This window comes from Bdellovibrio sp. BIS2 (assembly GCF_055398295.1).
The window spans coordinates 2,105,196-2,116,733 of the sequence record NZ_AP035879.1; the positions used below are offsets into that span (position 1 = coordinate 2,105,196).

Consider the following 11,538-nt stretch of genomic DNA (forward strand, 5'->3'; position numbering starts at 1 on the left):
TTTTGAGAGGAAGGAACTTAACACTGTCAGTAAATTCTAGACACCTGTTCACGCACTTTTTCTGAAGAGCCCTTTTGCGCTGGTTGGAGTTGGCTTCATGCTTGCTTTAGGGAATCTGAACAAGGGGGAACCTAAGAATGATGAACACACAAATCTTTATCACCGGAACAAACCGCATTCCTGCACAACTGAAAAATGAAAAAAATTTCGATTGCACACTGATCGACAATCCCTATTCATTGCGCCCGCTTTTGCAAAATAACGACGTCGAAAAAATCATCATCGTCTTTTTGCCTTTTCTGGAGATCCGGCACTTTGATCTTTACAGCTATCTGCAAAAAACCACACGCAATGTGAAGACTTTCTTCGTGGTCAATGAACTTTCAAGTTCGATGAAAATCCGCCTGAAGTCCCGCAATGATTTCGTGGTGCTATGGAAAACGGAAGAAGCCAACCTGCTGAAAGACATTCAGGCATACCTGAGTGGCCGCCCGCTGGAGCTTCGCCAGGACAAGCGGGAAATGCAGGAAAGCCGGGCCATGGTCAGCCCTTCCATGCTGCCGTCGGGAATGGAAAACCGCGGTTTTCAACCCATCATGGGAGGTGCCTTTGAGAACATTTCACTTAACGGCTCTTGCCTTAAGATTAAGGCTCCATTCTATACGAAGAAAGACTTTGTCAACCTCACCTACCAGAACAAAGAAGGTGAATATGTCAGCGTCGAAGGACAAGTCCGCTGGTCGCGCTGGAACGAGACTGAGCAGGCTCAGGAGCTGGGCGTTCAGTTTCTTACCCAAGCCTGACACTGACGCTATGCCTTGATAACAGTGCCTGTTGCCTCCCCCTCTAAACTGTGCGTTGATTGAGAGGCGGAGGCCTTTATGAAAACATTGATCATTGCTGTATTTGCAATTCTTATGTCACAGTCTGTTTTTGCCAAAACCATCCAGGTTACCGGTCGCGGATCCGAGTACTCTTACTGCAATGCCAACAGCGGCAGTTTCTGTTTTAACAACATCAAACAGCGTTCTGAAGATGAAGCCGAACGCGACGCCCGCTGGACTTGCGAGATGACTCATCGCGGGCGCTCACTGACTTACACCACTTTCACCAACACCTTCTGCAGTCCGAATTATCTGCCACCCCGACATGATGGCACCTGGGTCAATTGTCGCAGTGATGCGCGCATGCAGTGCGAGGTTCAAAACTAAATGTCCGACAATATTTTCAGCAAAGCCCCTGACGTGATGTATTCAGAGCCGGCGGTCGATTGTGACTTTGGTGAATTCACGAAAGTCGTCGAAAGCCGCCGTTCTGTCCGCCACTATGCCAATGAACCGATTCCGGATTCTGTTGTTGAAGAATGCCTGCGTCTGGGTCTGCTGGCACCCAATTCATCCAATCTGCAGCCGTGGGAGTTTTACTGGGTAAAAAGCCCCGATAAACTTCAGCGTCTGAAAGAGTTCTGCCTGAATCAGCCTGCCGCACGCACTGCCCCGACGCTGATTGCCTGCGTTGCCCGTCCTGATCAGTGGCAGCGAGGTCAGAAGATCAACCAGATCTATTTTTCCAATCGTCAGGATACTCCGAAAAGTGTTCATGCCTATTACAACAAGCTGGTGCCTTTCGTGTACGGCAACGGTCCGCTGAATATTCTGGCGCCATTTAAAAGTCTTGCCGTGTTTTTTCTGGGAATGTTCAGAGTGATCCCGCGCGGCCCCTTTGGTCGCAGCGGCAATTTACTGTGGGCCACGAAGACCACGGCCCTGGCCTGTGAAAACCTGATGCTGGCTTTCCGCGCTGCCGGATACGACAGTTGCCCGATGGAGGGCTTTGACGAAGTTCGCGTGAAAAAGCTGCTGGACCTGCCGTCCGGAGCCGCCGTCACCATGATCATCAGTGCGGGAAAAAGATCAGAAAAAGGCATCTATGCTGAACGTATTCGCGGCAGCCAGGATTTATTTATCAAGAAAGTGTAGGACGTTATGCTGAATTCTTTTAAAGACAAACCTCAAGCTGTGCACTGGATTTTATTGATACTTCTTCTGGCGGCATTTCTTTTCATCAATATTCCATTTCTGATGCCATTGACCCTGGCGGGCGTCTTTGCATTGGGACTGAATGACTGGATAGAAAAACTCAGCGCCAAAGGGCGTCTGGGGCGTAAATCCTGGTCACTGATCTTTATGCTTTTGGGAATGGGCCTGTTCCTGATCCCGCTGTCTTTGGCCATCTACCGCATTGTCGTCTATGCCAGCCAGCCCAAGGACATTGAAACCGACAAGATTCTGTCCCAGGCCCACAATCTGAAAAACTATGCCTTGAATCTGCTGCAGAAGCTTTCTGATTTCACCGGAACGGATCTGGCAGGCCCTGCCCGCGAGGTCATGGAAAATGTTCTGCACAAAATCGGCAGCGGCGCCCTGGAATATTCCACCCAGTTCCTGGGCCAACTTCCGGCGATTCTGCTTATGATCTTTGTGTTCCTGATTGCCATGACGGTCATGCTGATCAAAGCGCCGGGCATCAAAGCCTTCACTTTGCGCTACAGCCCGTTGAAAGCTGAAACAACCGAAAAGCTGATTGTGATCACCAAAAAAAGCTGCTGGGTCACTTTGTTTTCAACTCTGGTGATTGGTCTGATTCAGGCAAGCCTTATTGGTGCCGGCAGTCTGATTTTTGGTGAGGGTGATTTCTGGCTGGTTCTGACTGTGACCTTCTTTGTGTCCTTCATTCCTGTGATCGGCGCCGCGCCGGTGGGATATTTGCTTTGCGTGCTGGCCTTTATCGGGGACCGCACCGGCGCGGCGGTGGGGCTTTTCATCGTGGCAACCATCGCCGGCAGTATCGATAATATTCTGAAGCCCTTCATCGTGGGCGGTGATCAGGACATCTCTCCGGTGATTGGGTTTACGTGCGTGGTGGGAGCCATCATCATGATGGGGCTGCCGGGCTTGCTGATTGGACCGGTGATCATGAATCTCTTTGTCGGCATTTCGCCGATCCTGCTGAAAGAGACATAAAAAAAGCCTCCCGCTGGGAGGCTTTTTACTTTTACAACTTTCTGATAACGGACTTGAAGAAATCGTTTCCTTTGTCATCAACGATGATAAAGGCCGGGAAGTCTTTGACTTCGATCTTCCACACGGACTCCATGCCCAGCTCCGGGAAATCAAGCACTTCCACTTTCGTGATGCACTCTTTGCCCAGACGGGCCGCCGGACCACCGATGGATCCCAGATAGAAGCCCCCGTACTGCTTGCACGCTTCCGTGACCTGCGGGCTGCGGTTTCCTTTACCCAGCATGATCATGGAACCACCCAAAGCCTGGAACGTGCCAACATAAGGATCCATGCGCTCACTGGTGGTCGGACCGAAGGAGCCCGAAGCATAGCCTTTTGGTGTTTTCGCCGGACCTGCGTAATAAACCGCATAGTCCTTGAAATACTGAGGCACGCCTTCACCGCGATCGACTTTTTCTTTCAGTTTCGCATGGGCAATATCACGCGCCACGATCATCGGACCGTTTAGCATCACGCGGGTTGCCACTTTCTGCTGCGACAGAACCTTCAACGTTTCCGCCATTGGCTTGTTCAGATCAATTTCAATTGCTTCAGCGCCCGCGTCCTGCAGGTGATTGGGCAGGTATTGTTCCGGGTGAAGCTCCAACTGCTCAAGGAAGATGCCGTCACGGGTGATCTTGCCTTTGATGTTGCGATCCGCAGAACAACTGACCCCCACACCAATCGGGCAGCTTGCACCATGGCGAGGCAGACGGATCACGCGCACGTCGTGCACGAAGTATTTGCCACCGAACTGAGCGCCGATTCCGGTTTCGCGAGCCCACTGCTCAACTTGTTTTTCCATTTCCAGATCACGGTAGGCACGGCCGCCTTCGCTGCCCGTGGTTGGCAGACCATCCAGATAACCCGCAGAGGCGTATTTAACGATCTTCAGCGTTTCTTCGGCAGAAGTTCCGCCCACGCAGAACGCCAGATGATAAGGAGGACATGCGGCTGTGCCCAAAGAGTTCAGCGTTTCGCGCACGAACTTTTCAAAACCCTCAGGATTCAGAACCGCCTTGGTTTTTTGATACAAATAGGATTTGTTCGCACTGCCACCACCTTTTGCCAGGAACAGGAAGTTGTATTCATCACCCTGCTCGGAATAAATGTCGATCTGTGCCGGCAGATTGCTGCCGGTGTTTTTTTCCTCAAAGAAAGAAATCGGTGCCATTTGAGAGAAGCGCAGGTTTCTTTTTTGATAGGTGTTGTAAATACCCTTGGACAGGAACTCCTTGTCATCAGCACCGGTAAACACGCGCTCGCCTTTTTTTCCGACAACAATCGCTGTTCCGGTATCCTGACAGGACGGGAACTCCATCTGTGCCGCGATCACCGCATTACGCAACAAATCCACCGCCACGAAGCGATCATTTGGGGATGCCTCAGGGTCCTGCAGAATTTTTTCGAGCTTTTCCAGATGTTTGGGACGCAAGAGATGCGACACATCGCTCAAGGCCTCTTGAGCGAGCAATTCCAGAGCTTCCGGTTCCACGATCAGAACCTCGCGCTCGCCGATCTTTTCCACACGCACGTGATCAGAAGAGATCTTTTTATATTGGGTAGTATCTTTTTGTTTTTCGTAGAGGGGGAAATATTTAAATGACATGGGATTGAAAGTAGCATTGCGTCGTGTTCGCGCGCAAGCCCCGGTAGGCTTTTTTTAGGTGGGCTATTTGGGTGGGACTTTGTGAGCCGCGATTGCGGCGGTTTTCTTGGGACCGGGTCTCTCTTCGCTGGAGAGTGGTCAGGAACCTACCGAGGTTAGAAGGTTTCGTTTGTAACGTCTCCTTCTGAAACACAACATATCGCCCTGGACCTATAAGCACAAAGTCATAATTTTTAGCGCTTCCATAAGTTTTGCTTATGGGTAATTCAGGGGTCCAATTAAACAGATTTGAGAGATTTCATCGTGAAGTTTTTGCAGCGTATCACAGAGAGGGGAAAATAAAATCCCACTCTGGAACCAGTTTCCCGGCGCCCTGACACAATCTTGAAATAACTTCGGAGGAATTGAAGGCTCTTTAGATTGCAAAGTGGCTCATTTTCCTTTAGCTTCCTCGAAATTTTACCGGAGGTTCCATGGCTTTACTACTCGTCAGCGCCTGTCTGTTCGCGGTTATCTTCTTGTACTTCAAGAACAACCCGCTGGGACATTCACGCAAGTTCATGATTCGTCGTTTCGTAAACTGGTTCCCTCTGGGTATGACCTATGCCTTCCTGTACATGGCACGTTACAACCTGAACGTTTCCAAGAACGCTCTGGGCGACCTGATGACCAAAGAACAATTTGGTATCATCTTCGCCGCCGGTACAATCACCTACGGGTTCTCTTTCCTTCTGAATGGTCCGATCGTTGATAAGATCGGCGGTAAAAAAGGTATCATCATCGCGGCTCTGGGCTCTTCCATCATGAATATGCTGATGGCGGGTGCAACCTATCTGTATCTGATGGGCACTTTGAAAACCAACATCGTGGTGGCGTACTCTGTATTGTTTGCGCTGAACATGTTCTTCCAGTCTTACGGTGCGGTTTCTATCATCAAGGTCAAAGCATACTGGTTCCACGTGCGTGAGCGCGGCGTCTTCGGTGCGATCTTCGGTACTCTGATCTCTTTCGGGGTTTACTTTGCCTTCGACTGGGGTCAGGCGATCGTTGAGGCTTCCAAACTGCAACTGGGCCACGAACCAACAGCCTTCCAAAGCTTCATCCGTCACATCTTTGCCATCGATACGGGCGTAACCAACGCAACGTGGCTGGTGTTTGCGATCCCGGCCTTCCTGCTTCTGTGCTGGGCCCTGATCGACTTCGTTTTGCTAAAAGACTCCCCGGCAGAAGCGAACTTCGGCGACTTCGACACGGCGGATGCTTCTTCTGACTATGATGATTCCAACGTTAAAATCACTATTGGCTTCATGCTGAAAAAGATCTTCACAAATCCTGTGATGATCACAATCGCCCTGGTGGACTTCACCTCCGGCGTTCTGCGTAACGGCATCATGCAGTGGTATCTGGTATTTGCGCACGAAATGAAAGACAAAGATGCCGTGTTCTTTGAAGGCTCTCAGTTCTTCATCAAAAACTGGGGTCTGTTGCTTTGCATGACTGGTATCTTTGGTGGTTTCATGGCGGGGATTATCTCTGACCGCTTCTTCCAGTCCCGTCGCGGTCCTCCAGCAGCGATCAACAACTTCATCATGATCATCCTTTTGATCATCATGGCGTTCAGCCTGTTCTCCAACCCAACTGTGCTGGGTCTGGCAGCCATCATGATCACCCTGACAGTTATCGGCGTTCACTCATTGATGTCCGGTACTGCGGCGGCTGACTTCGGCGGTAAAAAAATGACGGCTACTGCTTCCGGTATCGTGGATGGTTGCGTGTATCTGGGATCTGGTATCCAGTCCCTGGCAATCGGTTATCTTTCCCACAAGAGCTGGGCTTACTGGCCATTGTTCCTGATCCCGTTTGCGGTGATGGGTCTTCTTCTTTCCTTGCGCATGTGGAATGAACTTCCGAAAGCGACCAAGAAATACATCGAAGAGATCGAAAAGGCCGAAGAAAAAGCTCAGAAGCTTGGCACCACAACAGTGGGCAGCTCTGATCCGGCTCCGTCCACATAAGACCTTTCTGGTTTAATTTAAAAGCCTGCCCTTCCCGGCAGGCTTTTTTCGTTTTTAAACCCTGTCACCTGCCACACTGATTCCCGACATGCTCTAAGGCGAGTTCTTTATTGCGCCTCCCCTTCACGGCACAATAGGGGCCGGGAGGTTCTATGAGAATCATCTGGGCTTTAGATGCATTTGAAGACAACAAAGAACTCAACCAGCGTATGGCGGACTATCTGACCAGCCTGCATCACACTTTGCTCGCAGAAATAGAGCCCCTGTACCTTCTGCGTGAAAACGAAATCGTGCTGCCGACCTATGAAGTCCCAGCCTGGGTCACGGATCATTCCAAGACCGCCGAATCGCTCTTTAAAGAGGTTCTGGCGGATTATAATCTTCCCTTCTTGCTCGCCCCCAAGGTCATCCCGCACGCCTCACAGTCGCACGCTGGGGCTGCAGAAACCCTGTCCCATTATGCCCTGCGCACCGGAACCGACCTGATCGTTGTCGGCAGCCATGGACGCGAGGGATTCCAGCGTTTTATTCTGGGAAGCTTCGCCGAAAGCCTGCTTTTGCAAAGCGAAGTCCCTGTCTGCGTGGTGGGAGCCCACACCACCAAAACCCGCTCACCTAAGAACATCCTGTTCCCGACCGAATTTGGGGAGCATTCCAAGGACAACTTCCGTCACGTTTTGGAATTGGCGAAAAACCTGAAATCCAGTGTGACCCTGTTGCACGCGATTGCCCGCCCGATTGAAAGCCTTTTTGATCTGGACACCCGTCCGCGAATTTATAATTTCAAAGGGCAGATGCTGACGCTGGATCAAATCATCGAGCACACCATCGAAGAACAATCCCACCGCGCTCAGCACTGGGTCGATTGGGCCCACAAAGAAGGCGTCGAAGCGCAATTCATTATTGATAATTCTTTCCGTGGCGTGGATGAACTGGTGATGGAGGCCATTGACAGCACCGAAGCAGATCTTGTGGTGATGGAAGCTCAAAGCGGCCCGATGAGCGCGGCTTTATTGGGAAGTTACACCCGCAACGTCGTTCGCAAGGCCCATTGCCCGGTGTACGTGCTGACCCGCCACTTCTATGACAAGAAAGAGGACCGCTTTGTCGAGCCGTCCCCTTAGTTGCGCACCTGGGATGGGCGCATGGATTCCGGAAGTTTCTTATAAATATTATTCAAATGAGTTTTCAACGTCGCCTTGGAGATGAAAAGCTTCTCGGCGATGTTGGCGTTGGTCATACCCTGAAGAACCATCTGCATGATACGGATTTCACTTTTGGTCAGACCTTTTTCGCGGAAGTAGGCTTCCTGTTTCTGGAACTTTTCTTCGCTTTCATCCAGTGGATAAAGCATGGTGGTGATCTTGTCGCCGTCATTCACGATCAGCGCATCCACTTTGTGACCTTCAATTTCAGTGGCTTTGAAAAGTTTCATGCCTTCAGAGATGGCCGAACACTCTTCGATCTTCTTGTACAGAGTCATGCATGTCTTGGAGCACTGCTGCCCCAGCATATTGCCACAAGTGCGGATGCTGTTTCCATTCTGATAAAGAACTCGTTTGTCCTGATCCTTCACGCACAAACCCAGCTTGGTTCCCAGATTTGCAAAGTGCTTTAAATCATTCTGGCCATCCACACACCACCTCCATCCATTTCATAGTCGCCGAAAGCAGCTCTGCAAAACATGATGCCCATCATAGGACCCAAAATAATTAAAGACCTCTCGCAATCCAGATGCTTTGCAAAACTAATTAAGACTCGTAACTTCGTATACTTAGCAGCCTTACTAATGGTGGTTTAAAATGTGAGGTCGATCGCTCCCAGGGGCATTGCGCGCAGCGATGAACGGCAGGAATAAAAGCAACGTATTGGATCCCCAATCCTGCTTTCAAATGAACTTTTCGGTGAGTTTCCGCAGCAGAGCTCAAAAATTTCATTCACAAAGTTAGAAGGAATATTTAAAAACATCTCGCAGAAAACACGTATTTCAACATAAACATAATTAAAAGCTCTCATTTCTACTGCTTTTTGATTACGATAGAGCAATACTTCTAATGTTTAGGGGTATAGGATCAGAATAAGACGATAGTTTTAATTTTATGTTAAGAACCGGTAAAGATGTACCTCTAGGGAGGACGTCGGTACCGCTAAATGATACTTAGGGAACTAGTATTGAATTATAAACCCTCTTGGCCGAATATGAACCTGAGCCAAGTTTATAACCTCAAAAAGGAGGAAATTATGGGTGCAGCTCCACAAACTCACACAAGTCCTGAAAAGAAGTACATGCTGAAAATCCCCGTCCAGAAACGTTCCAAAGAGACGGTGGCTAGCATTGTAGAATCCTGCGCACGCCTTCTGGTTCAAGAGCCCTACCACGCTATCACTACTGACAAGATCGCCGAAATGGCGGGCGTCAGCATCGGGTCTCTGTATCAGTTCTTTGCCAACAAAGAAGCCATTGTGGCTGCGGTGATCGACGATCTTCTGCAGAAAGATCTGGCATATATTGAAGAGAAACTGGCTCATCTTCAAACGCCGGACCTGGATGCCAAGATCCATGCCTTCATCGACATTGGATTTACGCGCTTCCACGACAACCGCCCACTAAGAACGGCCCTGCAAGGCGTTCAGGGTATGCTGGATTACTGGGAAACACGCCGCGTGTTCTTTGAACACTATCAAAAAGCGGTTCTGGCACACATGCCGGCTTACCAGGGTCGTGACCGCGACATGATGGCCCTTTTCGTGGTCAGTTGCTTTAACAACATCCTGCAACTGGGATTGTTGGGACCGCAAACTGTCGAGCGCGAAGAAGCGATCAAAAAAGAAGTCTTCACTCTGTTCAGCAGATACCTGAAGCCTTAAGAAATTACTTGCGTCCTCCAAGCCTCCCCGTATTCTTTATGAAAGCAGGGAGGCTTTTTTTTATGCTCAAAAAGATCAAAACCAGTTTCACCGACACCATGGGCATTAATTATCCCATCATCGCCGCCCCGATGTTTCTGGTAAGCAACACGGACATTGTCGTTGAAGCCAGCGAGGCCGGCGGAATCGGTACCTTCCCTGCCCTGAATTATCGTCCGATTGAACAATACGCCGAAGCCCTTAAGAACATCAAAAGCCGCACCAAGAAACCCATTGGCGTGAACGTCATTGTGAACAAAAGCAATACCCGCCAAAACGAAGACATCAAAGTCGCTTTGGATCACGGCGTGGACATGTTCATTACCTCTTTGGGAAGTCCCAAATCTGTAATTCAGGACGCCCACAAAAACGGCGCGAAGGTTTTCTGTGATGTGACGAATCTTGAGCACGCCCTGAAGGTTCAGGACATGGGTGCGGACGGCGTGATTGCCGTGGGCGCAGGCGCTGGCGGCCATGCCGGCCCGATTTCTCCGTTGGTTTTGATTCCGTGGCTTAAGACCCGCCTGCAGATTCCGATCATTGCCGCCGGAGGTATTGCTCACGGCTCGATGATATCCGCATGCCTGGCGCTGGGCGCCTCCGGAGTCAGCGTGGGAACCCGCTTTATCGCCAGTCGCGAAGCACAGGTGGATCAGTCCTACAAAGATGCCATCGTCAAATCCACCCCGGAAGACATCGTGATGACCACGCGGGTGTCAGGCACACCCGCAGCAGTGATCAACACTCCTTATGTACAGAAAATGGGAACTGATTTGCCTTGGGCGATGAAAATCCTGAAAGACTACAAACTGACGAAGAAATACATGGTGCCTTTGATTCACCTGATGGGAATGAAATCCCTGGAAGCGGCTGCCACCAAACCCACTTGGAAAACCGTCTGGACTGCAGGCCAATCCGTCGGTCTGGTGGAGGAAATTCTGACCGTGAAAGAGATCTACGCCAAGCTCATCAACGAATACGATGAGAGCGTAAAAAGCCTTTCCCAGTTAGGCCTTGAGTGATCTGTTTCGGACCGACAGAGTGAGCTCATAAGTCATGATGGGCTCAGTCTCGCTGACGGAAGGAACAATCGCGTAACCTTTCATTTTTCTTTCGATACGATGCGGATTGGTTTTGGATTCTTCGATCAAAGAATTCACCATTTCAACTTCGTCACAGATAAAATGAACATCGCCGTCACCGCGCTTTAGATAGTCGCCCTTGAAATCCTTAAAGACAAAATCAATCTTCTGCTTGCTTTCGGCAATGGCAAACACCGCCGCCGCGGCGATCGAAAGCTCAGCGCCAATCCCCAGGGCGCCAAAGTACATCGAGTTCAGGTGATTCTTCGTGCGGTACCCCAGCGGGATCTTGATCACAAAGCGCTTTTTTCCCGCCTCCACCACACGTGGACTGACAAACAGAACCAAAGGAATTTTGAAAAGACCATAAAGGTGAACGAACAGAGTGTATTTGAGATTTTTCATATTCATATCTTGATAGTAGGACTCCCGCCCAGAGATGGACCAGCGTTTTTCACTGGCGCCTCGACCTTTTGACAAAACGCACCATCAGGAGTGTAATGAAATCAGACAGGAGCTCCGTGAATTTTCCCCTCATTCATGTTCTCATTCCCTCCTTCTCACGGACTCCTGCCCCGTTTATTGACCCCTTGACTATTCGCCTTTAAAGGAGAGGATAGATACAGCAAGGGGTTCTTTTTTAGATATGGAACAAGCTCCACCCAAGACAAAATTTCTGGATCGCTGGACGCCGCGGGTGTTTCGTGAAGCGAAGCAGATATTCCGCGAAAGCGGATTAAAAGGCGTGATCCGCCGTTATGGATGGAAATTCTTTGCGGTCTTTTTCGCGTACTATCTGATTCGGGACATTACTTTGTACATCATTCTGCCATGGTATCTGGCGAAGAACTTGCTTTAAAACT

Annotated in this window: 12 protein-coding genes; 9 read left to right on the forward strand and 3 right to left on the reverse strand. The window is 49.9% G+C overall.

Annotation, left to right across the window (positions count from 1 at the left end):
- Nucleotides 1–137 precede the first annotated feature (137 nt).
- From ACZ520_RS10165 to ACZ520_RS10180, 4 genes are all read left to right on the forward strand, one after another.
- Nucleotides 138–803, forward strand: coding sequence for a PilZ domain-containing protein (locus ACZ520_RS10165; RefSeq protein WP_374030345.1), 666 nt, complete (start codon nt 138–140; stop codon nt 801–803).
- A gap of 78 nt (nt 804–881) precedes the next feature.
- Nucleotides 882–1,211 (forward strand): hypothetical protein, encoded by a 330-nt coding sequence (locus ACZ520_RS10170; RefSeq protein ID WP_374030346.1) that lies wholly within the window; start codon nt 882–884, stop codon nt 1,209–1,211.
- Complete coding sequence (locus ACZ520_RS10175; RefSeq protein ID WP_464125308.1) at nt 1,212–1,979, forward strand: nitroreductase family protein; 768 nt, start codon at nt 1,212–1,214, stop codon at nt 1,977–1,979.
- A gap of 6 nt (nt 1,980–1,985) precedes the next feature.
- Nucleotides 1,986–3,023: an AI-2E family transporter gene (locus ACZ520_RS10180; protein WP_416480557.1), complete on the forward strand. Its 1,038-nt coding sequence runs from the start codon at nt 1,986–1,988 to the stop codon at nt 3,021–3,023.
- Between the two features lie 31 nt (nt 3,024–3,054).
- On the opposite strand, the gene ACZ520_RS10185 is transcribed toward ACZ520_RS10180, so the two are convergent.
- Nucleotides 3,055–4,671, reverse strand: a complete 1,617-nt coding sequence (locus ACZ520_RS10185; protein ID WP_088565116.1) for a fumarate hydratase — start codon at nt 4,669–4,671, stop codon at nt 3,055–3,057.
- A 473-nt stretch (nt 4,672–5,144) separates the two neighbouring features.
- Between ACZ520_RS10185 and ACZ520_RS10190 the strand changes: the two genes are divergently transcribed.
- Both ACZ520_RS10190 and ACZ520_RS10195 read left to right on the forward strand, forming a co-directional pair.
- Nucleotides 5,145–6,686, forward strand: coding sequence for an MFS transporter (locus tag ACZ520_RS10190; protein WP_374030351.1), 1,542 nt, complete (start codon nt 5,145–5,147; stop codon nt 6,684–6,686).
- 152 nt (nt 6,687–6,838) lie between these two features.
- Nucleotides 6,839–7,810, forward strand: a complete 972-nt coding sequence (locus ACZ520_RS10195) for a universal stress protein (protein ID WP_088565114.1) — start codon at nt 6,839–6,841, stop codon at nt 7,808–7,810.
- Here the strand turns inward: ACZ520_RS10195 and ACZ520_RS10200 are convergent.
- Nucleotides 7,807–8,322 (reverse strand): response regulator transcription factor, encoded by a 516-nt coding sequence (locus ACZ520_RS10200; protein WP_088565113.1) that lies wholly within the window; start codon nt 8,320–8,322, stop codon nt 7,807–7,809. The two genes, ACZ520_RS10195 and ACZ520_RS10200, sit on opposite strands and share 4 nt — an antisense overlap.
- Nucleotides 8,323–8,927: 605 nt before the next feature.
- Between ACZ520_RS10200 and ACZ520_RS10205 the strand changes: the two genes are divergently transcribed.
- Both ACZ520_RS10205 and ACZ520_RS10210 read left to right on the forward strand, forming a co-directional pair.
- Nucleotides 8,928–9,554 carry a TetR/AcrR family transcriptional regulator gene (locus ACZ520_RS10205; RefSeq protein ID WP_088565112.1) on the forward strand — a complete coding sequence of 209 codons (627 nt, stop codon included), beginning with the start codon at nt 8,928–8,930 and terminating at the stop codon, nt 9,552–9,554.
- 62 nt (nt 9,555–9,616) lie between these two features.
- Nucleotides 9,617–10,615 carry an NAD(P)H-dependent flavin oxidoreductase gene (locus ACZ520_RS10210; RefSeq protein ID WP_088565111.1) on the forward strand — a complete coding sequence of 333 codons (999 nt, stop codon included), beginning with the start codon at nt 9,617–9,619 and terminating at the stop codon, nt 10,613–10,615.
- Here the strand turns inward: ACZ520_RS10210 and ACZ520_RS10215 are convergent.
- Nucleotides 10,601–11,080 (reverse strand): DUF4442 domain-containing protein, encoded by a 480-nt coding sequence (locus ACZ520_RS10215; protein WP_232469281.1) that lies wholly within the window; start codon nt 11,078–11,080, stop codon nt 10,601–10,603. The genes ACZ520_RS10210 and ACZ520_RS10215 overlap by 15 nt on opposite strands.
- A gap of 241 nt (nt 11,081–11,321) precedes the next feature.
- On the opposite strand from ACZ520_RS10215, the gene ACZ520_RS10220 reads away from it, so the two are divergent.
- Nucleotides 11,322–11,534, forward strand: coding sequence for a hypothetical protein (locus tag ACZ520_RS10220; protein WP_015091248.1), 213 nt, complete (start codon nt 11,322–11,324; stop codon nt 11,532–11,534).
- Nucleotides 11,535–11,538: the final 4 nt, after the last annotated feature.